Consider the following 23,145-nt stretch of genomic DNA (forward strand, 5'->3'; position numbering starts at 1 on the left):
GGTACTGAATGAGTAATACAACCGTAGCGCAATTTGCCGCCGAACTAAACCGCCCCGTCGATGATTTGCTTAAACAATTGAAAGAAGCCGGGGTCAATAAAAACAGCGGTAATGACAGCATAACCACTGACGACAAACAATTGCTGACCGCTTACCTGCAAAAGAAAAACGGCAGCAACAGTGGCACCATCAGCATCCGCCGCAAAAAAACCGAAGTCAGCACCGTTGACGGCGTAAAAGTGGAAACACGCCGCCGCAGCCGTGCCGTTACCATTCCTTCTTCCGAAGAATTGGTAGCGGAAGCTAAAGCCAAAGTAGCAGCGGAAAACCAAAAAGCTGAAGCAGAAAAAGCAGCTGCTCAAGCTGCCGAAGAAAAAGCCAAAGCTGAAGCAGAAGCTGCCGCAAAAGCCGAAGCCCGTGCCAAAGCAGAGGTCGAAGCAGCCAGACTAAAAGCAGCCAAAGCCGCACCAAAAGCAGAAGGCAAACCTGCCGAAGCCAAAAAAGAAGAAGCCAAACCGGTTGAAGCCGTAGAAGCTAAGGCCGAAGCAAAAGTTAAGGCTAAAGCAGACAACAAGCCGTCTGAAAAATCCGTTGAAGCTGAAAAACCAGCCGAAGCCAAAAAACCTGCCAAAGCCAAACAAGACAAAGGCAGCAAAGGCAAAGAAGCGAAAAAAGCAGCCAAACCTGCCGCTCCTGCCGTACCGCAACCTGTCGTCAGCGTGGAAGAACAGGCTCAACGCGATGAAGAAGCCCGTCGTGCCGCCGCCCTGCGTGCGCATCAAGAAGCCTTGTTGAAAGAAAAACAAGAGCGTCAAGCACGCCGTGAAGCCATGAAACAACAGGCCGATCAAGACTCAAAACCTACTAAAGAAGCCAAATCAGGCGAACGCAATAAGCCTGCCGAGAAAGCAAAAGCGGCATCCGGCGAAGGCAAATCCGAACACAACGCGCGCGGTAAAAAAGAAGACCGTCGTGACCGTGACGAAGAAAACCAAGGCCGTAATGCCAAAGGTAAAGGCGGCAAAGGCGGCCGTGACCGCAACAATGCTCGCAATGGCGACGACGAGCGCGTACGCGGCGGCAAAAAAGGCAAAAAACTCAAACTTGAGCCAAACCAACACGCCTTCCAAGCGCCGACCGAACCTGTCGTACACGAAGTTTTGGTGCCTGAAACCATTACCGTTGCCGACTTGGCACACAAAATGGCCGTTAAAGGCGTTGAAGTGGTTAAAGCCCTGATGAAAATGGGCATGATGGTAACCATCAACCAATCTATCGACCAAGACACTGCCCTGATTGTAGTGGAAGAACTCGGCCACATCGGCAAACCTGCTGCAGCCGACGACCCTGAAGCATTCCTGGATGAAGGCGTTGAAGCAGTTGAAGCCGAAGCATTGCCGCGTCCACCGGTTGTTACCGTGATGGGTCACGTTGACCACGGTAAAACTTCCCTGCTGGACTACATCCGCCGCGCCAAAGTGGTACAAGGCGAAGCGGGTGGCATTACCCAACACATCGGTGCATACCACGTTGAAACCCCTCGCGGCGTGATTACTTTCTTGGATACTCCGGGTCACGAAGCGTTTACCGCAATGCGTGCGCGCGGTGCGAAAGCAACCGATATCGTGATCCTCGTGGTTGCCGCCGACGACGGCGTGATGCCGCAAACCATCGAGGCAATTGCCCACGCTAAAGCCGCCGGCGTACCAATTGTGGTTGCCGTCAACAAAATCGATAAAGAAGCCGCCAACCCTGAGCGTATCCGCCAAGAGCTGACTGCGCACGAAGTCGTGCCTGACGAATGGGGCGGCGATGTACAGTTTATCGACGTTTCCGCTAAAAAAGGCCTGAACATCGATGCATTGCTCGAAGCCGTCTTGCTCGAAGCCGAAGTTTTGGAACTGACTGCCCCAGTCGATGCACCTGCCAAAGGTATCATTGTTGAGGCACGTTTGGACAAAGGCCGCGGCGCGGTTGCCACATTGCTGGTTCAAAGCGGTACACTGAAAAAAGGCGATATGCTGCTGGCCGGTACTGCATTCGGTAAAATCCGTGCAATGGTTGACGAAAACGGCAAAGCCATCAATGAAGCCGGTCCGTCTATCCCTGTCGAAATCCTCGGCTTGTCCGACGTTCCGAACGCAGGCGAAGATGCAATGGTATTGGCTGACGAGAAAAAAGCGCGCGAAATCGCCCTCTTCCGTCAAGGCAAATACCGCGACGTACGCTTGGCCAAACAACAGGCCGCAAAACTGGAAAACATGTTCAACAACATGGGCGAAAACCAAGCCCAATCCTTGTCCGTCATCATCAAAGCAGACGTACAAGGTTCTTACGAAGCTTTGGCGGGCAGTCTGAAAAAACTGTCCACAGACGAAGTGAAAGTGAACGTGTTGCACAGCGGCGTTGGCGGCATTACCGAATCTGATGTCAACTTGGCCATCGCTTCCGGCGCATTCATCATCGGCTTTAACGTCCGTGCAGATGCTTCCGCACGCAAACTGGCTGAGAATGAAAACGTGGAAATCCGTTACTACAACATCATTTACGATGCCATCGACGACGTGAAAGCCGCCATGAGCGGTATGCTCTCTCCGGAAGAGAAAGAGCAAGTAACCGGTACGGTCGAAATCCGTCAGGTTATCTCCGTTTCTAAAGTCGGCAACATTGCAGGCTGTATGGTTACCGACGGTGTGGTCAAACGCGATTCCCATGTCCGCCTCATCCGCAACAACGTGGTTATCCATACCGGCGAGCTGTCTTCTTTGAAACGCTACAAAGACGACGTCAAAGAAGTCCGCATGGGCTTCGAGTGTGGTCTGATGCTCAAAGGCTACAACGAGATTATGGAAGGCGACCAACTCGAATGTTTCGACATCGTCGAAGTTGCCCGTACTCTGTAATCAGACAGGCCGTCTGAAAAATCAGAAGCAGGTTTTGCAATGCGAAACCTGCTTCTTTTTTTCAGACGGCCTTTTTACAACCATTCATAGTTTGAAACTATGAAAATTGATGTGTGGTATATAAGAAACAAAACAGACATACAAGGCAAAGCCATTTAGCAAAAGAATAGACGGCAAACTAAGCCTGATAAAGCTCTCTATATATTGTCATATCTTAACGTTTCTGTTGTTTTTATCAAATTTCGGCACTAGTATATACAGCCTAAACACAATACAAATTAAGCAATACCGGCCATATGCCGGATACGTTTACTTCCTTGTTACTCTCATCAATATCTAAAGAAAATATCATGACAATTGAAAAAGCAATGTGCACCCCCAATGCGCAATTTGAATTACGACATTTAGAGCAATTACAACCTTCCGCCCTTGAACAAGTAACGACAGGCACGTCGGAAGATGACGTTTATTATGTAACCCTCAGTGACGATACAATCATTGAAAACCCAAATGGCGGCGATGATACGGTTTGCAGCAACGTCAGCTACACCCTTCCAAACCACGTTAAAAACCTTGTTTTGACCGGTACAGCCAACATTTTCGGTGCTGGCAACAACAGCAACAACATCCTCATCGGCAATGAAGGCCGCAACCGCCTCAACAGCGGGCGCGGTGACGACATCGTTTACGGCGGCGGTGGCAACGATGTCATCAATGGTGGCGAAGGCAACGACCTTCTTTTCGGCGAAACAGGCAATGACACCCTCAACGGCGAAGCAGGCAACGATGTGCTTGAAGGTGGAGAAGGTGACGACACCTATCTTTTCTCTACCAAAAGCGAGCAAGACACCATCATCGACAATCAAGGCCATAACAGCATCCGCTTTCATACTGATCTGAGCCTTAACGATTTAACCGTTGAAGTCCGAAACAACGAAACCGGTGGTAAAGACTGGCTGATTGCCGTAAAAAACAGCAACGCCGTTTTAACCATCAAAAACCAATACACTCAAAACGGTACAACACCGGCAGTCTCCCATTTCATCATTGGCACTCAAAAACTGGATGTAAACAGCTTTGCCAAATATTTCGATATTTCCCTGACTGAGCATACCGAAATCGGTCAGACCATCGATGGCAGCGACGACAATGACTACCTGATCGGCACATCCGGCGATGATATGATCGACGGCAAAGCCGGTGCCGACATTATGGAAGGTGGTGACGGCAATGATACTTACTACGTTGATGATGTAAAAGACGTGGTGATTGAACAGGCTGGTGGCGGCGAAGATACCGTATTCAGCAGCATTTCCCATACTGCCTCTACCCACGTCGAAAATGTTACCTTGACCGGCTCGGCCAATATTTTTGCCGCCGGCAACAACAGCAATAACATTCTGACCGGTAACGAAGGCCGCAACCGCCTCAACAGCGGGCGCGGTGATGATACCGTTTACGGCATGGGTGGCAACGACAACCTCAACGGTGGCGACGGCAACGATTATCTAGATGGCGGCGACGGTAAGGATGTCATCAACGGTGATGCAGGCGACGATATTTTGGTGGGTGGCAAAGGTAAAGACATTCTGAAAGGCGGAGCCGGAAACGATACCTATATCTACGGCGACAACGATACCATTATCGATAACCAAGGCATCAATACCCTCAAGTTTTCAGACAGCCTGAACAATGCCAAGCTCAACCTGAAGACCATTCATAACGATGATGGCAGCCAAAGCTGGGAAATTACTTCGGAACAAGGTTCAGCCCTGATTCAAAACCAAATCGGCGCGGATGGCAGCATTTCCATCGACCGTTTCCAGTTAAGCGACCAAACTTACACTGCCGCTCAGTTTCAACAAGCCTTCCAACCTGTGAAAGCCGAAACCATTAAATTTGTCGGCACAAACGGCGACGATATCTTGCATGGCAATGCAGGCAACAATGAAATCGACGGCGGCAACAACGGCCATGACACCCTTTATGGCCACGACGGCGATGACATCTTGCGCGAACACAGCAAAACCTATTACGGCAACGAACCCGCTTCTGACGATAAACTTTATGGTGGCAACGGCAATGACAAACTTTATGCCCATGTAGGCGCCGACTTACTCGACGGCGGCGCAGGCAATGATTATCTGGAAGGCGGCGAACACAACGATACCTATGTTTTCGGCAAAGGTTACGGTCACGACACCATTTTTGACTTCAACTTCGGTTTTGATAGCAAAGCAAGCCTACACAGACTCAACGCCAATGTCGTTAAATTTACCGGCGGCATTACCCTTGACGACCTCGAAATTACCGTTGAAAAAGGTTACGACAAAACCGGGATTGCCAACATGCCTGACAGCTCTCAATTTGTGACCAATCCCCTGCTGGATGGTGATACTTGGCATATCCGCATTAAAGGCACAGATGATGTTTTAACCATCAAAAACCAAAGCGGTATTTATGGTGCAATTTCCGAGTTTCAGTTTGACGGCAATACCTCATACAGCACAGGCGAGCTGATCAACCACTTCAAACTGTCTATCCCGCACATGATCGGCAACACAAACATCGTCCAATACACCGGCCAACCCGTTGACGAACTCAACCGTGATGTGTACAACAACTTCAACCACACCATCCACGCCGATAGCGACAACAGCGATTTAGATTTGTCGCGTTACACTTCTGTTGTCGAATACAGAGGCAATCGCAGCGATGAAACCATTACTTTGGGCCGAGGCATCAACATCGTTGATACGGCCGGCGGCAACGATACCATTACCGACCCGGGTGCCGAAAACACCGTTATCATGTTTGGCAGAAACAGCGGCAACGACACCTTTAATCCGTATGGTGGCAGCGATACCCAAGTCCTTTTCAAAGAAGGGATTACGCTGAAAGATTTACAGTTGAAAACCGGCGATGATTGGGTCTTAACCATCAAAGATACAGGCGACACCCTGACCATCCATGACATTGCCAACAATAATGTCGACAGCTTTGTATTCGGAAACGGTAAGAGCTACACTACCGATGAAATCAGCAAAGCACTGATTACTGAAAATACACAAAACAACGGTATCCTGTAAAACTCAAAGGCCGTCTGAAACCTTAATTCAGACGGCCTTAGTCCTTTGCTGATTTATTTATCGTTCTGCTATATAATTATTCTCATTCGAATTCACAAGAAAGAATAAAAATGGATGCCTTAAATCTCCTCACTACGCGTCGCTCTTCCAAAAAACTGACTGCTCCGGCACCCAATACCGAGCAACTGGAACAAATGCTGCAAGCGGCAACACAAGTACCTGATCACGGCAATATGCGCCCTTACCGCTTTACTGTGATTCAAAGCGAGGCCGGCTTACAACGTTTCCGCGAGCTGTTGAGCAAGACCGTTACCGAACTCAACTTCGGCGAGGATGCTATGAAAAAGGCCGAACGCGTCGGCAACATGGCGCCTATGATTATCGGCGTTACATTTACGCCAAACCGTGAAGTGGCAAAACCCAAACCTGAATGGGAACAAATGCTGACTGCCGGCTGCGCCGCCTATGCTTTACAACTGGCTGCTTCTGCTCAAGGCTTCGACAATGTTTGGATTACAGGCATGTGGGTCAACAGCCCATTGTTGCGCGAAGCATTTGAGTGTGCCGACAAAGACAAAATCATCGGCCTGATGATGATCGGTTCGCCGACCGAAGAAGGAAGCGGCCCAAAAAATACCAACTTAGAATGTTTTACAACTTATTGGTAAAGCCTGAAAATACTAAGGCCGTCTGAAAAACCTGATCTAATGGTTTTCAGACGGCCTTTTTATGTCTCTTGTCAAAATATCAAGCAGGATTCATAAACGCTTCAACTTCTTCCAAAGAAATATCCGCCGTCGCGCCATGACGTGAAGCCACCAATGCACCCAGCGCACAAGCAAAAGCAATGGCTTCTTGAGGAGGCGCATTATTGAGCAGCTTGTAAGTCAAACCACCAAGAAAGCTGTCGCCGGAGCCAACAGTATCCACCACTTTGACGCGGAAACCGCAATGACGGTACAACTCGCCGTCCTTATACAAAACCGCGCCATGACTACCCAAAGTCACACAAAGAATTTTGACGCCTGTCAACTCAACAAGGTAGCTGATATTTTGCTCGATACTGTGATAAGGAGAGCCATAAGCCGCAGCCAATTCATACAACTCATCATCGTTGAGTTTGACCATATCAGACTGTTTCATGGTCTCCAACAAGCGGTCAATATCGTAATGAGGCTTGCGCAGATTAACATCAAAAATTTTGAATTTGGCTTCTTTCAGCAAAACTGCCAAACTTTTACGCGAAACTTCATCACGGGTTGCCAAGCTGCCAAAAACGAAAGCATCGGATTCTGACACACGTTTGATTGCCGCATCATCAACCGCAATCCTGTCCCACGCGCAAGGATAAACAATCTCATAAGACGCACTGCCAGACTTGTCCAAGTGTACTTTCACCAAACTGGTCGCGCATTCCTGGCAAACCTGCAAATAATCAGTGTTGACGTTTTTGCTTTGAATCTTGCATAGCAATTCTTCACCATCGGCATCATCGCCGCGACGACTGATAATGGCAGTATCGATACCCAAAGACTGCAAACGAACGGTAACATTCAAGGGTGCACCACCCAATACCTTTCCGTTTGGAAAATCGTCCCACAGTACTTCGCCGAAACTGGTTACTTTCATTCTTGGCCTTCCTTTTTTGAGGTTGATTGGCAGGGTCTGCACTCCCGACAGATTTTTTGCAAATCATGTACTTGTAGTAAAACTCCAGCATCGGGGGCAAAAGTATTATGTTTTAAAATATTGGGACTGACAAGCAATTAAGGGAACATCAGACAATAAACTTGATTCATCACAAAATTATATTGTTCCTATTTTTTCTTTTTCTTTCATATTTATCCCCTCATATTTCATTAAAACAAAACATTCTGAAATTTAAATACAAAAGGCCGTCTGAAAACTGATTCAATCAATTTTCAGACGGCCTTTATCGCAGCATTGCAGCGATTAAACTACAACTTCTTCTTTTTTCTTCACTTCTTTGGCAATGTTCTCACGACTCAAGCCAAACATCAGCAAGAGCGGGCTGGCAACCAATACGGAAGAGTAAATACCGAATACGATACCGATGGTCAGCGCCATAGAGAAACCGTGCAAGGCTGCACCACCGAACACTAGCATAGAAACAACCATTGCTTCGGTCGAACCGTGGGTAATAATGGTACGGCTCATGGTCGCGGTAATCGCGTTGTCGATAACTTCCGGAACAGTATGGCCGCGCATATGCGGCTTACGGAAGTTTTCACGAATACGGTCAAACACGACCACAGATTCGTTCACAGAATAACCCAGAACTGCCAAAATACCTGCCAAGACAGTCAATGAGAATTCCCATTGGAAGAAGGCGAAACAGCCGAGAATAATCACGATATCGTGCATATTCGCAATAATCGCGGACACTGCAAAACGCCACTCAAAACGCATGGACAAGTAAATAATAATACCTGCCACCACGAAGCCTAATGCCATCAAACCATTGGTGACCAATTCTTCGCCGACTTGAGGGCCGATGAATTCGACTTGGCGCAAGGTAACGTCAGGATTGTCTTTTTTCAGCAAATCCATCACTTGGTTGGACAATTGGGCGGAGGTTACGCCTTCTTTGTTCGGCAGGCGAATCATGATGTGTTTGTTCGTACCCAATGCCTGAACCTGTACATCACCCATTTTCAGCGTATCGAGGCGTTCGCGCGTTTTATTCACATCCACGCCCTGCTGATATTGGACTTCCATCACCGTACCGCCTGTAAATTCGACGGAGAAATTCAGGCCTTTGGTTACCAAAAAGAACACGGCGGCGATAAACGTAACCAACGAAATAAAAGTCGTCAGTTTGCCGTAGCTCATAAACGGAATATCGCGTTTGATTTTAAATAATTCCATGTTTTACTCCTTGCCTTCTGCCATTTCAGCTTTCGGCTTCCATACCGCACCAATGGAAATATTCCGCAATTTGCGACGGCGACCGTACCACAGGTTGACCAAAGCACGGAACACGACCACAGACGAGTACATCGAGGTCAGAATACCGATACAGTGCACAACGGCAAAACCGCGTACAGGGCCGGAACCGAATACCAACAAAGCAATACCGGCAATCAGAGAGGTCAAGTTAGAGTCGACAATGGTTGCCCAAGCGTGTTGGAAACCCAGATTGATTGCCTGCTGAGGTGGCATACCTCCGCGTAATTCTTCACGGATACGCTCGTTAATCAATACGTTGGAGTCAATCGCCATACCCAATGTCAATGCCAACGCTGCAATACCCGGCAGGGTCAGCGTTGCCTGCATAGCAGACAAAATGCCTACCAAGAACAAAATATTGGTACTCAAAGCGATGGTAGAGAAGAAACCCATCAGGCGGTAGTAAACCACCATAAATGCGGCAACGGCGGCAAAGCCCCACAAGGTGGAATTGAAACCTTTTTCAATGTTTTCTTTACCCAAAGACGGGCCAATGGTACGTTCTTCGACAATTTGCATAGGTGCAGCCAGCGAGCCGGCACGCAGCAACAATGAAGTATCTTCAGCTTCTGCTTTTGTCATACTGCCAGTAATTTCTACACGACCACCGGTAATTGCACCGAGGATTTTAGGTGCAGTGACGACTTCAGATTTACCTTGGTCGATCAACACCATAGCCATACGTTTACCCACATTAGCCGAAGTCAATTCGCCAAAAATACTACCGCCTGCACTATCCAATCTCAGGCTCACAGAAGGTGCGCCCATTTGGTCAGTGCTAGGTTGCGCGTCATTAATATTGTCGCCGGTCAGTTCAACTTGTTTACTAACCAAAATAGTTTCAAAACGATCGCCACCGCTTGACAGCAATTCGTAACCGGTCGGCACATTGCCGTTCAAAGCTTCTTGCAATTTGATCGGATCGTCTTCCACCATACGCACTTCCAAAGTCGCGGTACGGCCGATAATGTCTTTTGCTTTGGCAGTATCTTGTACACCCGGCAGCTGTACGACAATGCGGTCAAGGCCGGATTGTTGGATAACCGGTTCTGCCACACCCAATTCGTTCACACGGTTGTGCAACGTATTAATGTTTTGTTTAACTGCATCAGAACGTACTTTATTGATTGCCTCTTCAGACAAAGTCAGCACGATATTGTTACCGTCCGGCAGCAGCGTAGCTTCAGGGAACAATTTTTGCAACTGAGGCAAGGCTTTTTGTACATCGGCAGCATCTTGCAAAGGCACGGTCAGACCGTTTTCAGTCTGATGCACCGTGCCGGTACGGATTTTTTCGCGGCGCAATTCGCGGCGGATATCGCCGGAATAACGTTCAAACGTTTTCTGCATCGCGGCTTTCATGTCCACCTGCATGGTGAAATGCACGCCGCCGCGCAAGTCCAGGCCCAGGAACATCGGATTAGCTTTGATTTTCGCCATCCACTCAGGGCTGTCTGCCAACAGGTTGAGCGCGGTAATATAGCCCTCGCCTAAAGTATTTTCGATGACGTCGCGCGCTTTCAGTTGCGTTTCGGTATCTTTGAAACGCACTTTCAGCGAGTTGTCGACGATGAACATACCATCAGTCTGAATACCTGCCTGTTTCAGCGCGGCATCCACTTTAGACTGGGTTTGATCGTTGATCACGATGGCTTGTCGGTTGGTTGATACCTGTACGGCAGGCGTTTCACCGAAAAGGTTGGGCAGCGAGTAAACAGCCGCAACCACAATCGTGAACGCAATCAGCAGGTATTTCCATAAAGGATAACGGTTCATGGTAAACCTTTGCTTTATTTATAAAGGCAAACAGCCGCGCTCGGAAAATGAGGCGGCTTTTTGCAAAAAAACGGATTATTCGGCTTTCGCGGCAATTGCGTTGCGCTCAACTTCCACTTCGATTTTCGCACCTTGACCGATGTCGACAGTGTAGAATTGCTCGCCGACTTTGGTCACGCGGCCTTTGAAGCCTGCCGCCAAAACGACTTTATCGCCGACTTTCAAAGCGGCCAACATCGCTTGGTGCGCTTTGAATTTCTTTTGTTGAGGACGCATAATCAGGAAGTAGAACACCACCATGATCAGCACTAAAGGGGCAAATTGAGCCACTGCTTGATTCATAATATATCCGTTCTTTCAAGTTTTAGATTAAGTAAAAAACTGCATACAGCCCCAAACGCAGTTGGTCGGACTGTAAAATTGAGCTATTCTAAAGGCCGTCTGAAAAATTTCCAAGCATTTCCGTATTTATTAACCATATTTAGCAGTCCGTGCGACTCGTTCGATACACACTTTCCATGCTTAAAAAAATCATTTGGCGCGTGCGTACCCTGCTGCGTCGACTACTTGGCAAAAATGCCCGCACCGTATGGATTTCCCATCCGATATTTCTGCAGCACCAGCCAGGCACCAACCACCCCGACAATCCAGAACGCATCAGCTCCATTCAATCCGCCTTAAAAAAGGAAGGCATTTGGCGTCATCTGCAAACCGCTGAAGCACCCGAAATTAAAGATGCACAACTAGCATTGGTCCACTCGCGCAACTATCTGCACGAGTTGGAATCTGCCCAGCCGCTCCCCGGTAAAATCCACCGTATCGACGACGATACCGTCATCTGCCACGACTCCCTCCAAGCCGCCCGTTTTGCGGCCGGAGCCGTTGTCAAAGCAGTCGATATGGTGATGAACAAAAAGGCCTGGCATGCTTTTTGCGCCATCCGCCCGCCAGGCCACCATGCCCACAGCAACAGCGCCGGCGGATTTTGCCTGATCAACAACGTTGCCGCCGGCGTGATGCACGCCATTGCCCAATACCGCTTGCAACGCATCGCCGTCATCGATTTCGACGTCCACTTCGGCGATGGTACGGCGGAGATTCTCCAAGACGATCCGCGCGTGATGTTTTTCAACCTGTTTGAAACCGACATCTTTCCCTTCCCTCAGGCGGAACAATACGCCGGCAATAAAAATATGCTGCATACGCCCCTCAAACCGGGCACAGGCAGCCGTATCTTCCGCACGACCATCCGCAAACAATGGCTGCCCAAGCTCACGGCTTTCCGTCCCGAGTTGGTGTTGCTTTCGACAGGTTTTGACGGGCATAAACAAGACGAAACAGGCCGTCTGAACCTGCATGAAGCCGACTTTGCCTGGCTGACGCACAAAATCGTCCAAGCAACGGCAAGCTGTCAAGGACGTGTCGTTTCCGTGCTGGAAGGCGGCTATACCTTGGAATCCATGTCCAAATCCGCCGCCGCCCATATTCGCGTATTGGCGGGCTTAAGCAAGGCCGACTACGTCATCGCCTACCAAAAACATCTGAAGCGCGGCAAAAGTAACAATCCTACACCATAACGCATTCAAACTATTGCCCCAGTCCGTCTGAAAATAGATTATCCATTTCAGACGGCCTTTTTTTTCATTTACAAACTTTAATTTGAGCAAAGACAAACCATTTCCATATTATTAGTAGTAAAATAACAAACATAAAACATATCAATAAAACCATTTCACACGCCACACTGCTTCCCTTTCCCTAATTGACCGTCTTTTTCAGACGGCCTCCACTTTAAAAAAGGAGCGTTACAATGAAAGCAGCACGTTTTTATAACAAAGGCGACATCCGCATCGAAGACATTCCAGAGCCAACCGTAGCTCCGGGTACTGTCGGCATCAATGTTGCTTGGTGCGGTATCTGCGGTACCGACCTGCACGAATTCATGGAAGGCCCGATTTTCATTCCGCCTTGCGGCCATCCGCACCCAATCTCCGGCGAGTCAGCCCCTGTAACCATGGGTCACGAGTTCTCCGGCGTGGTTTATGCCGTAGGCGAAGGCGTGGACGACATCAAAGTCGGCCAACACGTTGTTGTCGAACCCTACATCATCCGCGACGATGTACCGACCGGCGAAGGCAGCAACTACCACCTCTCCAAAGACATGAACTTCATCGGCTTGGGCGGCTGCGGTGGCGGCTTGTCTGAAAAAATCGCCGTCAAACGCCGTTGGGTACACCCTATTTCCGACAAAATCCCATTGGACCAAGCTGCTTTGATTGAGCCTCTGTCTGTCGGCCACCATGCTTATGTACGCAGTGGTGCGAAAGAAGGCGATGTTGCATTGGTCGGCGGTGCAGGCCCAATCGGTTTGCTGTTGGCTGCCGTACTGAAAGCCAAAGGCATCAAAGTCATCATCACCGAATTGAGCAAAGCACGTAAAGACAAAGCACGCGAAGCCGGCGTGGCCGACTACATCCTCGACCCATCCGAAGTCGATGTCGTCGAAGAAGTGAAAAAACTGACCAACGGCGAAGGCGTAGACGTTGCATTCGAATGCACCAGCGTCAACAAAGTGCTGGACACCATGGTCGAAGCGTGCCGTCCGACTGCGAAAGTCGTCATCGTATCCATTTGGAGCCACCCCGCTACCATCAACGTCCACAGCGTTGTGATGAAAGAGCTGGACGTGCGCGGCACCATCGCCTACTGCAACGACCACGCCGAAACCATCAAATTGGTTGAAGAAGGCAAAATCAACCTTGAGCCTTTCATCACCCAACGCATCAAACTGGACGAATTGATTTCCGAAGGCTTCGAGCGCTTGATCCACAACAACGAATCCGCAGTAAAAATCATTGTTAATCCTAATCTTTAATCCTAAGGCTTAAAGAATAAACAGGCCGTCTGAAACTTTTCAGACGGCCTGTTTACTTGATAAATTCCCGAATGGCCCAATTCTCTGCCAACCATTCACTTATCAAGAGTAAAACTCCATGAATCCAAAATACGCCCCACTCTTCCAAACATACACCCTCAATAACGGCGTAACCATCAAAAACCGCCTTGTCGTCGCCCCCATGACCCATTTCGGCTCACAAGCCGACGGTTTGATCAGCGACCAAGAGCGTACTTTCCTCAGCAACCGCGCAGGCGATATGGGCATGTTTATCACTGCCGCCACTTTGGTTCAAAAAGACGGCAAAGCCTTTCACGGCCAACCTGAAGCCACAGGCGAACACTGCCTCGACAGTCTGAAAGAAACCGCACAAATCCTGCAACAGCAAGGCGCAAAAGCGATTTTGCAAATTCATCACGGCGGTTCCAAAGCCATTGATGACCTTTTGGACGGTCTCGACAAAATCAGCGCTTCCGCCAGCGAAGCCGAACACGCACGCGAAGCGACCGCAGAAGAAGTCGAAGCACTCATCGCCTCTTATGCGCAAGCCGCCGATTTAGCGCTTCGTGCCGGTTTTGACGGCGTGGAAATCCACGGTGCCAATACCTATCTGATCCAACAGTTTTACTCTGCCCAAAGCAACCGCCGCAACGACCAATGGGGCGGCAGCTTGGAAAACAGAATGCGCTTCCCGCTGGCCGTTATCGATGCCGTGGTTGCCGTCCGCGAAAAACACCAGCGCGACGATTTCATTATCGGCTACCGCTTCTCTCCCGAAGAACCGGGCGATGACGGCTTAACCATGACCGAAACCGGCGCACTGATTGACGCATTGGTACAAAAACCGCTGCAATATCTGCACGTTTCCCTGTGGGAATTTGATAAAAAAATCCGTCGCGGCGGCGATACCGCCCAAACCCGTATGCAGTTCATCCACGAACGCATCAACGGCAAACTGCCGCTTATCGGCGTGGGCAACCTGTTTACCGCCGATCAAATTTTGGCCGCCTATGAAACCGGTTGGGCAGAATTTATCGCATTGGGCAAAACCGTGATGATTAATCCGCACATCGCCACGCAAATCCGTGAAGGCCGCGAAGATGAAATCGAAACGCAACTCGATCCGACGCGCGCCGACCATTACGGTCTCCCCGACACCTTATGGGGATTTGCCTCCAGCGGTACGCAATCATGGCTGCCGCCGGTAAAAGGCGCAGAATGGAAACCGATGGATATTTAATCATCGATTCATAAACAAAGGCCGTCTGAAACTTTTCAGACGGCCTTTGTTTTGGTGCAAACATTGAATTATCAAGCATTTTTTTGTACAATTCCGCATCTTTCAATCTATTGCAGGGCGTGTCACACACGCCCTTATTTTAGCCTGTTTTCCAACACCCATATCCTTCAGGCCGTCTGAAAAAACGGCCTGAAACTTTTTGCAAAGAAAACCATGTCCCAAGAAATCCTCGACCAAGTGCGCCGCCGCCGCACGTTTGCCATCATCTCCCACCCTGACGCGGGTAAAACCACGCTGACCGAAAAACTGTTGCTGTTTTCAGGTGCGATTCAAAGTGCGGGTACAGTAAAAGGCAAGAAAACCGGCAAATTCGCCACTTCCGACTGGATGGAAATCGAGAAGCAGCGCGGCATTTCCGTGGCATCCAGCGTGATGCAGTTCGACTACAAAGACCACACTGTCAACCTCTTGGACACGCCGGGACACCAAGACTTCTCCGAAGACACCTACCGCGTTTTGACCGCCGTTGACAGCGCCTTGATGGTCATCGACGCGGCAAAAGGTGTGGAGGCGCAAACCATCAAACTTTTGAACGTCTGCCGCCTGCGCAATACGCCGATTGTCACGTTCATGAACAAATACGACCGCGAAGTGCGCGACTCTTTGGAATTGCTGGACGAAGTGGAAAACATCCTGCAAATCCGCTGCGCGCCCGTCACCTGGCCGATCGGCATGGGCAAAAACTTCAAAGGCGTGTACCACATCCTGAACGACGAAATCTATCTCTTTGAAGCGGGCGGCGAACGCCTGCCGCACGAGTTCGACATCATCAAAGGCATCGACAATCCCGAATTGGAACAACGCTTTCCGCTGGAAATCCAACAGTTGCGCGACGAAATCGAATTGGTGCAGGCGGCTTCCAACGAGTTCAATCTCGACGAATTTCTCGCCGGCGAACTCACACCCGTGTTCTTCGGCTCGGCGATTAACAACTTCGGTATTCAGGAAATCCTCAATTCATTGATCGACTGGGCGCCCGCGCCGAAACCGCGCGACGCGACCGTGCGCATGGTCGAACCGGACGAGCCGAAGTTTTCCGGATTTATCTTTAAAATCCAAGCCAATATGGACCCGAAACACCGCGACCGCATCGCCTTTTTGCGCGTCTGCTCCGGCAAATTCGAGCGCGGTATGAAGATGAAACACCTGCGCATCAACCGCGAAATCGCCGCGTCCAGCGTGGTAACGTTCATGTCGCACGACCGCGAGCTGGTGGAAGAAGCCTACGCGGGCGACATCATCGGCATCCCGAACCACGGCAACATCCAAATCGGCGACAGCTTCTCCGAAGGCGAACAACTGGCGTTCACCGGCATCCCCTTCTTCGCACCCGAACTGTTCCGCAGCGTCCGCATCAAAAACCCGCTGAAAATCAAGCAACTGCAAAAAGGCTTGCAACAGCTCGGCGAAGAAGGCGCGGTGCAGGTGTTCAAACCCATGAGCGGCGCGGATTTGATTTTGGGCGCGGTCGGCGTGTTGCAGTTTGAAGTCGTTACCTCGCGGCTGGCCAACGAATACGGCGTAGAAGCCGTGTTCGACAACGCATCCATCTGGTCAGCGCGCTGGGTATCGTGCGAAGACAAGAAAAAACTGGCGGAATTTGAAAAAGCCAACGCAGGCAATCTGGCGATAGACGCAGGCGGCAACCTCGCCTACCTCGCGCCTAACCGCGTAAACTTAAATCTGACACAAGAACGCTGGCCCGACATCGTATTCCACGAAACACGCGAGCATTCGGTTAAACTGTAAAATGCAAAGGCCGTCTGAAACTTTCTGACGGCCTTTTTTTTCATTCGATATCAACCCAATAAATCCCAAGCAAACTTCCCAATGGTCAGGCACAGCAGCAACATGAATCCGTAACGCAGCAGCTTGGTTCCGCCGCGTATTGCCAAGCGCGCGCCGACCACGCCGCCGCATAAATTCGCTACCGCCAACGGTATCGCCCATGCCCACACAACATGGCCTTGCGGAATAAAAAACGTCAGTGCGGCAAGATTGGTGGTCGAATTGATGACCTTTGCCGAGGCGTTAGCCGCTAAAAAATCATAGCCGTAAAAGCGGACGAACACAAAAGCCAACAAGCTGCCCGTTCCCGGCCCGAACACGCCGTCGTAGAACCCGATTAACGCGCCGAAAAATAATCCCCATAAAGTTTCGCGGCGCGTCAGCTTTTCAGTGCGCACCGTCTGCCCCAAGTCTTTTTTCAAAAAAGTGTACAGGCACATGGCAATCATGATGACCAACATTGCCGGTTTCATGTATTGCACGGGGAAATACACCACCGTTTTCGCGCCCAAATATGAAGTGGCAAATGCTAACGCCGCGGCAGGCAGCAGCATTTTCCACGGTACGGGGATTCGGCGCAGATATTGCCCCGTCGCGGTCAACGTGCCACAGCAGGAAGCAAATTTATTGACACCCATCACCGAGGCCACAGGCGTAGCGTTTGGCAATAGATTGAACAATCCGGGAATCTGCAACAGCCCTCCGCCGCCAACCGCCGCATCCATCAGCCCTGCGGCAAAGCCGACCAACACCAGATAATAAAAAAACAAATCTGCAAGCATCATATCCATCTCTAAAAAGCAAAGCGATTTTGCGCGTATTTGCCTATCCTGACAACCTACAAGGCCGTCTGAAAACAAGAAACAATATCCTGTTTTCAGACGGCCTTTCTTTTTCAATTCAGCCGCTCAAATTGCAGCTTAAAAATTTTTCCATTAAAATGCCGCCCCTTATCTTTCCTACACACAACACATTATATGGAACATTCCCCCCCGACCAAACGCACAGCCCACGAACGAATGAGCATCTTCGCGCATTTCATTTTCGCCAGCCGCTGGCTGCAACTGCCGATTTATATAGGCTTGATTATCGCCCAAGTCATTTATGCCTGTAAGTTCCTCAAATCATTGTGGCACTTGGTATCCAATTTCAGCATCATGGATGAAAACACCATCATGATCGCCGTATTGAACCTGATTGATGTCGTGATGATTGCCAACCTGCTGACTATGGTCATTGTCGGAGGCTACGAGACCTTCGTTTCCCGCCTACACGTTGAAGAACATCCCGACCAACCCGAATGGCTCAGCCATGTCAACGCATCGGTTTTGAAGGTTAAGCTGTCGATGTCCATCATCAGCATTTCCTCCATCCATCTGCTGCAAACCTTCCTCAACGCCGCCAATCTGTCGGAAAAACAAATCATGTGGCAATGTATTACCCACATCTGCTTCCTGATTTCCGCCCTCGCCATGGCTTTAACGGACAAAATCGTGTACAGCACGACGCATAAAGCGCATTGATAATAAAAGGCAATCAAAAGGCCGTCTGAAATATTTCAGACGGCCTTTTGCTATCTGGCAATGTTTACAGCTTATTGCTTACGCTTGTCCCACCAGGCAAACAAGTTACCCAAAACCGTTCCTGACACAGAGTGCCAAACGCAGGCAACGGCGGCGGCAACGGCAGACTCGGCATTACCGGGGAAGAATTTAGCGCTCAAACCAGTCGCAAGTCCGGCGTTTTGTACGCCGACTTCGATGGCAAGGGTGCGTTTTTTAGCAGTATTCATGCCGGTCAGCGCGCCACTGTAATAGCCGAGGATGTAGCCGCCGATGTTGTGGGCAGCGATGGCCAGTACCATAACGAAGGCGGATTCGGCGAAACGGTGTCCGTGAACGGCAGCAACGCCGCCGACGATACAGGCAAACGCGACAACGGCAACGGCAGGCATAATCGCGCGCACGTCTTCAAACCAATGTTTTTTATGCAGCAATATATTGGCGACAGAACCGATAACGACAGGCAACAGGGTAACGAGCAACATAAATTTGAACATACCCCAGCCGTCCATTTCGACAGTTTGTCCGACCAAATAAGTCATCCACAGCGGCGTCATCACAGGCGCGAGGACGGTGGAGACGGTGGTCATGCCGACCGAAAAGGCGACATCGCCTTTAGCCAAAAAACTCATGATATTGGACGAAACGCCGCCCGGGCAGGTACCGACCAAAACCAAACCCAGCGTCAATCCGGGCGAGAGGTCAAAGGCTCTGGCAATGCCGATGGCAAGCAAGGGCATAATCGTGTATTGGGCGATTGCGCCGATAAAAATATCGAGCGGACGTTGCGCCAGAATTTGATAATCTTCTTTGCCCAAAGTCATGCCCATACCGAGCATGATGATGCCGAGTACGACAACTTGCGTATCGCCTTTTACCCATGAAAAAGTGGCAGGCTCAATAAAGGCGATGATGGAGGCAAGGACGATAATCAGGGCGGTGAAGCGGGTCATTTGCCGACTGATAGCGGTCAGAAAGTTCATGTTTTTACTCCTTTGTATGTTCTTATCATGACAATAATTGCCATAATTTAACACATGTTAACTCTTTAGCGCAATAACAGTCACGAAACAGGAAACTCGCCTCCAATAATGTTTAAAAATAAACTCAACCGGTTCCGTCCCATATCAACACAAAGGCCGTCTGAAACTTTTCAGACGGCCTTGTTTTATCTGTTCGTTATCGATTTATTCGATATTTTGAACCTGTTCGCGCATTTGTTCGATTAAGACTTTCAGTTCAACCGATGCTTGCGTGCATTCGGCGGCGATGGCCTTGCTGCCCAAAGTGTTGGCTTCGCGGTTGAGCTCCTGCATCAGGAAATCCAAACGTTTGCCTACGCTGCCCTTGCCTTCGGTAACGATGCGGCGTACTTCGGCGATATGGGTGCGCAAACGGCTAAATTCCTCATCCACATCGGATTTTTGGATGAATAAAGCAAATTCCTGTTGCAAACGGTCGTTGTCGATATTGCCGACGGCTTCTGCCAAACGGGCTTTAACTTTGTCCATATGCGCCTGCAGCAGGCTTGGGAACAGCTCGTTTAAAGCGTCCACAATCTCTTCCATGCCGCCCAGGCGTTGCAACAGGTGCTCGCCCAGTTTTTTGCCTTCACGTTTGCGGGCGGCTGTAAACTCTTTCAAAGCGCTGGTCAATAAATCTTTAACGCCTTTGGCCAAAGCCTCGGCATCTTCGCCCTGGCCTGCCAAAACGCCGGGGAAACGCAAAACGTCTGCCACGCTCAGTTTGCCGAAATTGTGTTCCTTACGCCATTCTTTGTTCAAATGCGCCAGCTGTGCGACCAAATCCTGATTGACTTCCAAAGTCTGACCGCCAGAAGCCGCATCTTGCAGCTGAACACGGCACTCCAATTTACCGCGTGCCACAGCCGCGGCAATCTGTTCGCGCAACGCGCCTTCCAAATAGCGCAACTCTTCCGGCATACGGAATTGAACATCCAAATAACGATGGTTGACCGCGCGGATTTCCAAATTAATCCGCTTGCCGCCGCATTCGCCTGCGGCATTAGCAAAGCCGGTCATGCTGTGGATTTGAATAGTTCGTCTTGTAGCCATGGTTTTACTCCGTTTCCAAATACGAGTGAAAGTATGGACACTATAACACACCCGACCGACGATTTTCAGACGGCCTTTGATGCCAAATTCCTCTATAATTCAAGGCAAGCTATTTTTTATTCCTCCCAAAGGACCATCATGAGCGACTACACCCGCACCGGCCGCGCCGCCGACAGCCTGCGCAATATCAAAATTACCCCAAACTTTCTTCCCCACGCCGACGGTTCCTGCCTTATCGAGTGCGGCAACACCAAAGTGATTTGCACCGCCTCTATCGACGAAAATGTCCCACCGTTCCTGCGCGGTAAAGAACAAGGTTGGGTAACGGCCGAATACGGTATGTTGCCGGCTTCCACCGCCTCCCGTATGCGCCGCGAGGCCGCCGCAGGCAAACAGTCCGGCCGCACACAAGAAATCCAACGCCTGATCGGCCGCTCGCTACGCGCCGTCGTCGATATGGAAAAACTCGGTGAACGCCAAATCCTGATTGACTGCGACGTCATCCAAGCCGACGGCGGCACGCGTACCGCCTCCATTACCGGTGCCTACGTTGCCCTGCAAATCGCCGTGGACAAACTGCTTTCAGACGGCCTTATCAGCGAAAACCCCATCCGTGAAGCCGTTGCCGCCGTTTCCGCCGGCGTGGTGGGCGGTGTACCGCTTTTGGACTTGGACTATCCCGAAGATTCAGGCTGCGACAGTGACGTTAACATCATCATGACCGCATCCGGCAAAATCATCGAAATCCAAGGTACGGCCGAAGGCGCACCGTTCAGCATCGAAGAATTGGGCAAACTCATTGCCCTCGCGCATAAAGGCATTGCCGAATTGGTTCAACACCAGCAGGCTGCCCTTTTAGTCCGATAATCAGCAAGGCCGTCTGAAAACTTTCAGACGGCCTTTTTTAACCAAACCCCTTTATGCGTATTTACTCAAAAAAGCGCGTTCTATCCTTGAATTCCATGTAAAAAATAGTAATAATAACCCTTTTTCCAGCAAACCAAGCTGCCCGACAACCCCCACAAGAAAGCACGAAACATGGCGTTAATCGTACATAAATACGGCGGCACATCAGTAGGCTCGCCCGAACGCATCAAAAACGTAGCCAAACGTGTCGCCAAAGCCCGCGCCGAAGGACACGACATCGTAGTCGTCGTATCCGCCATGAGCGGCGAAACCAACCGACTGGTCGCACTGGCGCACGAAATGCAAGAGCATCCCGATCCGCGCGAACTCGACGTCGTCCTTGCCACCGGCGAACAAGTAACCATCGGCCTACTGGCCATGGCCCTGAAAGACATCGGCGTTGACGCCAAGAGCTACACCGGCTGGCAAGTCGCCCTCCAAACCGACACTTCCCACACCAAAGCCCGCATCGAAAATATCGACGACGAAAGAATGCGTGCCGATTTGGCTGACGGTAAAGTCGTTATCGTAGCCGGTTTCCAAGGCATCAGCAGCGAAGGCAATATCTCAACCCTCGGCCGCGGCGGTTCGGACACCTCCGCCGTTGCCATCGCCGCAGCCCTCAAAGCCGACGAATGCCAAATTTACACCGACGTGGACGGTGTTTACACCACCGACCCGCGCGTCGTACCCGAAGCGCGCCGCATGGACACGATCACTTTTGAAGAAATGATCGAACTGGCCAGCCTCGGCTCAAAAGTTTTACAAATCCGCTCCGTAGAATTCGCCGGAAAATACAAAGTGCGCCTGCGCGTACTCAGCAGCCTGCAAGATGGCGGCGACGGCACCCTGATTACCTTTGAAGAGGACGACAACATGGAAAGAGCAGCCGTAACCGGTATCGCATTCGACAAAAACCAAGCACGCATCAACGTACGCGGCGTACCTGACAAACCCGGCGTTGCCTACCAAATCCTCGGCGCAGTTGCCGATGCCAACATCGAAGTCGACATGATCATCCAAAATGTCGGCAGTGAAGGCACAACCGACTTCTCCTTCACCGTTCCACGCGGCGACTACAAACAAACCATCGAACTGCTGCAACAACGTCAAGACAGCATCGGCGCCGCTTACATCGACGGCGACGACACCGTATGCAAAGTCTCCGCAGTCGGCTTGGGCATGCGTTCACACGTCGGCGTAGCTGCCAAAATCTTCCGCACCCTCGCAGAAGAAGGCATCAACATCCAAATGATTTCAACTTCCGAAATCAAAGTATCCGTCCTGATTGACGAAAAATACATGGAACTGGCTACCCGCGTTCTGCACAAAGCATTCGATTTAGGCAACTAATTTCAACTTGTTAAAAGGCCGTCTGAAACTTTATTGTTTCAGACGGCCTTTTATATTAAAACCTTACTGTTTCAACCCTCAATCCTTCCCTTCTCTCGAAAAATGCTCAATCTCAAATCCGCTCTGACGATAAGCTCGGAAACGGTCTCGGGCTTCGGCCAAATCTTCAAAGCTGTTGCCCACAATTTCAAGGATACGGTTTGGAATGGCTGGAGCTTGGCTCCAGAAAACGGCAGACAGGTTTAAAACCGTGCAATCTTGCGGAATATTCGGCAATGCATTTCCAAACGCAAGCAATACCGGCGTTTCAGACGGCATGGGATCGGTAGGCAGCCAGACTTCATGCGGAATAAAGCTTTCGGGAATTTGCTGCCAAAAATCAACGTCTAGTTGCTGCACTGCCGCGGCAGAATCCGACCACACCAAAATCTGCCCGCCATCGCGTATGGCGCGCGCAATCAGGCGGCAGGCAAAGGCGGCCGGGCGGGCGACGTGTGTATAAAAAGTGGCTTTAGGCATGGCGTATT

18 protein-coding genes are annotated in these 23,145 nt (G+C 50.2%); 10 read left to right on the forward strand and 8 right to left on the reverse strand.

Features of this window, described 5'->3' with window-relative positions; translation table 11 throughout:
• The first annotated feature begins 8 nt into the window (after window positions 1-8).
• The 3 genes from infB (at window position 9) to ACTHS4_RS01295 (ending at window position 6,660) form a co-directional block, all read left to right on the forward strand.
• Window positions 9-2,903 (forward strand): translation initiation factor IF-2, encoded by a 2,895-nt coding sequence (gene infB / locus ACTHS4_RS01285; RefSeq protein WP_070825704.1) that lies wholly within the window; start codon window positions 9-11, stop codon window positions 2,901-2,903.
• Between the two features lie 350 nt (window positions 2,904-3,253).
• Window positions 3,254-5,992 (forward strand): calcium-binding protein, encoded by a 2,739-nt coding sequence (locus tag ACTHS4_RS01290; protein WP_371459969.1) that lies wholly within the window; start codon window positions 3,254-3,256, stop codon window positions 5,990-5,992.
• 110 nt (window positions 5,993-6,102) lie between these two features.
• Entirely contained in the window at window positions 6,103-6,660 is a 558-nt protein-coding gene (locus tag ACTHS4_RS01295; protein WP_371459968.1) for a nitroreductase family protein, read from the forward strand.
• 79 nt (window positions 6,661-6,739) lie between these two features.
• Here the strand turns inward: ACTHS4_RS01295 and ACTHS4_RS01300 are convergent, their stop codons facing one another.
• The 4 genes from ACTHS4_RS01300 to yajC form a co-directional block, all read right to left on the reverse strand.
• On the reverse strand, window positions 6,740-7,621 hold the full coding sequence (locus tag ACTHS4_RS01300) for a carbohydrate kinase family protein (RefSeq protein ID WP_371459967.1): 882 nt from the start codon (window positions 7,619-7,621) through the stop codon (window positions 6,740-6,742).
• Window positions 7,622-7,945: 324 nt separating this feature from the next.
• A complete protein-coding gene (secF, locus tag ACTHS4_RS01305) occupies window positions 7,946-8,881 on the reverse strand; it encodes a protein translocase subunit SecF (RefSeq protein ID WP_003686183.1) in 936 nt (311 codons plus the stop codon).
• Between the two features lie 3 nt (window positions 8,882-8,884).
• The gene (gene secD / locus ACTHS4_RS01310) at window positions 8,885-10,738 is read right to left on the reverse strand and encodes a protein translocase subunit SecD (protein ID WP_070825700.1); all 1,854 of its coding nucleotides are present in this window, start codon (window positions 10,736-10,738) and stop codon (window positions 8,885-8,887) included.
• 75 nt (window positions 10,739-10,813) lie between these two features.
• The gene (gene yajC, locus ACTHS4_RS01315) at window positions 10,814-11,080 is read right to left on the reverse strand and encodes a preprotein translocase subunit YajC (RefSeq protein WP_003675720.1); all 267 of its coding nucleotides are present in this window, start codon (window positions 11,078-11,080) and stop codon (window positions 10,814-10,816) included.
• Between the two features lie 176 nt (window positions 11,081-11,256).
• On the opposite strand from yajC, the gene ACTHS4_RS01320 reads away from it, so the two are divergent.
• From ACTHS4_RS01320 to ACTHS4_RS01335, 4 genes are all read left to right on the forward strand, one after another.
• A complete protein-coding gene (locus tag ACTHS4_RS01320) occupies window positions 11,257-12,315 on the forward strand; it encodes a histone deacetylase family protein (protein WP_440365410.1) in 1,059 nt (352 codons plus the stop codon).
• Window positions 12,316-12,548: 233 nt separating this feature from the next.
• Window positions 12,549-13,613, forward strand: coding sequence for a 2,3-butanediol dehydrogenase (locus ACTHS4_RS01325; RefSeq protein ID WP_003745670.1), 1,065 nt, complete (start codon window positions 12,549-12,551; stop codon window positions 13,611-13,613).
• A gap of 118 nt (window positions 13,614-13,731) precedes the next feature.
• Window positions 13,732-14,874, forward strand: a complete 1,143-nt coding sequence (locus ACTHS4_RS01330) for an NADH-dependent flavin oxidoreductase (protein ID WP_440365411.1) — start codon at window positions 13,732-13,734, stop codon at window positions 14,872-14,874.
• 213 nt (window positions 14,875-15,087) lie between these two features.
• A complete protein-coding gene (locus ACTHS4_RS01335; RefSeq protein WP_440365412.1) occupies window positions 15,088-16,683 on the forward strand; it encodes a peptide chain release factor 3 in 1,596 nt (531 codons plus the stop codon).
• A 50-nt stretch (window positions 16,684-16,733) separates the two neighbouring features.
• Here the strand turns inward: ACTHS4_RS01335 and ACTHS4_RS01340 are convergent, their stop codons facing one another.
• The gene (locus ACTHS4_RS01340) at window positions 16,734-17,504 is read right to left on the reverse strand and encodes a sulfite exporter TauE/SafE family protein (RefSeq protein ID WP_440365426.1); all 771 of its coding nucleotides are present in this window, start codon (window positions 17,502-17,504) and stop codon (window positions 16,734-16,736) included.
• A 195-nt stretch (window positions 17,505-17,699) separates the two neighbouring features.
• Here ACTHS4_RS01340 and ACTHS4_RS01345 point away from each other — a divergent pair, with 195 nt between their 5' ends.
• On the forward strand, window positions 17,700-18,245 hold the full coding sequence (locus ACTHS4_RS01345; RefSeq protein WP_440365413.1) for a TIGR00645 family protein: 546 nt from the start codon (window positions 17,700-17,702) through the stop codon (window positions 18,243-18,245).
• Between the two features lie 71 nt (window positions 18,246-18,316).
• Here ACTHS4_RS01345 and ACTHS4_RS01350 read toward each other — a convergent pair whose 3' ends face one another.
• Both ACTHS4_RS01350 and ACTHS4_RS01355 read right to left on the reverse strand, forming a co-directional pair.
• Window positions 18,317-19,267 carry a bile acid:sodium symporter family protein gene (locus ACTHS4_RS01350; protein ID WP_107858252.1) on the reverse strand — a complete coding sequence of 317 codons (951 nt, stop codon included), beginning with the start codon at window positions 19,265-19,267 and terminating at the stop codon, window positions 18,317-18,319.
• Between the two features lie 204 nt (window positions 19,268-19,471).
• Window positions 19,472-20,359 (reverse strand): YicC/YloC family endoribonuclease, encoded by an 888-nt coding sequence (locus ACTHS4_RS01355; RefSeq protein WP_440365414.1) that lies wholly within the window; start codon window positions 20,357-20,359, stop codon window positions 19,472-19,474.
• Between the two features lie 138 nt (window positions 20,360-20,497).
• Here ACTHS4_RS01355 and rph point away from each other — a divergent pair, with 138 nt between their 5' ends.
• Both rph and ACTHS4_RS01365 read left to right on the forward strand, forming a co-directional pair.
• Complete coding sequence (gene rph / locus ACTHS4_RS01360; protein WP_070825695.1) at window positions 20,498-21,226, forward strand: ribonuclease PH; 729 nt, start codon at window positions 20,498-20,500, stop codon at window positions 21,224-21,226.
• 171 nt (window positions 21,227-21,397) lie between these two features.
• A complete protein-coding gene (locus tag ACTHS4_RS01365) occupies window positions 21,398-22,618 on the forward strand; it encodes an aspartate kinase (RefSeq protein WP_049330970.1) in 1,221 nt (406 codons plus the stop codon).
• Window positions 22,619-22,696: 78 nt separating this feature from the next.
• On the opposite strand, the gene ACTHS4_RS01370 is transcribed toward ACTHS4_RS01365, so the two are convergent.
• Window positions 22,697-23,137: a DNA polymerase III subunit chi gene (locus ACTHS4_RS01370; protein WP_070825694.1), complete on the reverse strand. Its 441-nt coding sequence runs from the start codon at window positions 23,135-23,137 to the stop codon at window positions 22,697-22,699.
• Between the last annotated feature and the right edge of the window lie 8 nt (window positions 23,138-23,145).

Source organism: Neisseria sp. P0014.S009, assembly GCF_051958155.1.
Classification (GTDB): Bacteria; Pseudomonadota; Gammaproteobacteria; order Burkholderiales; family Neisseriaceae; genus Neisseria; species Neisseria flavescens_C.

Bases quoted from the DNA above. Each gene is read 5' to 3' on its own strand.
- infB (WP_070825704.1), top strand. From the start codon at position 9: ATGAGTAATACAACCGTAGCGCAATTTGCCGCCGAACTAAACCGCCCC.
- ACTHS4_RS01290 (WP_371459969.1), top strand. From the start codon at position 3,254: ATGACAATTGAAAAAGCAATGTGCACCCCCAATGCGCAATTTGAATTA.
- ACTHS4_RS01295 (WP_371459968.1), top strand. From the start codon at position 6,103: ATGGATGCCTTAAATCTCCTCACTACGCGTCGCTCTTCCAAAAAACTG.
- ACTHS4_RS01300 (WP_371459967.1), bottom strand. From the start codon at position 7,621: ATGAAAGTAACCAGTTTCGGCGAAGTACTGTGGGACGATTTTCCAAAC.
- secF (WP_003686183.1), bottom strand. From the start codon at position 8,881: ATGGAATTATTTAAAATCAAACGCGATATTCCGTTTATGAGCTACGGC.
- secD (WP_070825700.1), bottom strand. From the start codon at position 10,738: ATGAACCGTTATCCTTTATGGAAATACCTGCTGATTGCGTTCACGATT.
- yajC (WP_003675720.1), bottom strand. From the start codon at position 11,080: ATGAATCAAGCAGTGGCTCAATTTGCCCCTTTAGTGCTGATCATGGTG.
- ACTHS4_RS01320 (WP_440365410.1), top strand. From the start codon at position 11,257: ATGCTTAAAAAAATCATTTGGCGCGTGCGTACCCTGCTGCGTCGACTA.
- ACTHS4_RS01325 (WP_003745670.1), top strand. From the start codon at position 12,549: ATGAAAGCAGCACGTTTTTATAACAAAGGCGACATCCGCATCGAAGAC.
- ACTHS4_RS01330 (WP_440365411.1), top strand. From the start codon at position 13,732: ATGAATCCAAAATACGCCCCACTCTTCCAAACATACACCCTCAATAAC.
- ACTHS4_RS01335 (WP_440365412.1), top strand. From the start codon at position 15,088: ATGTCCCAAGAAATCCTCGACCAAGTGCGCCGCCGCCGCACGTTTGCC.
- ACTHS4_RS01340 (WP_440365426.1), bottom strand. From the start codon at position 17,504: ATGCTTGCAGATTTGTTTTTTTATTATCTGGTGTTGGTCGGCTTTGCC.
- ACTHS4_RS01345 (WP_440365413.1), top strand. From the start codon at position 17,700: ATGGAACATTCCCCCCCGACCAAACGCACAGCCCACGAACGAATGAGC.
- ACTHS4_RS01350 (WP_107858252.1), bottom strand. From the start codon at position 19,267: ATGAACTTTCTGACCGCTATCAGTCGGCAAATGACCCGCTTCACCGCC.
- ACTHS4_RS01355 (WP_440365414.1), bottom strand. From the start codon at position 20,359: ATGGCTACAAGACGAACTATTCAAATCCACAGCATGACCGGCTTTGCT.
- rph (WP_070825695.1), top strand. From the start codon at position 20,498: ATGAGCGACTACACCCGCACCGGCCGCGCCGCCGACAGCCTGCGCAAT.
- ACTHS4_RS01365 (WP_049330970.1), top strand. From the start codon at position 21,398: ATGGCGTTAATCGTACATAAATACGGCGGCACATCAGTAGGCTCGCCC.
- ACTHS4_RS01370 (WP_070825694.1), bottom strand. From the start codon at position 23,137: ATGCCTAAAGCCACTTTTTATACACACGTCGCCCGCCCGGCCGCCTTT.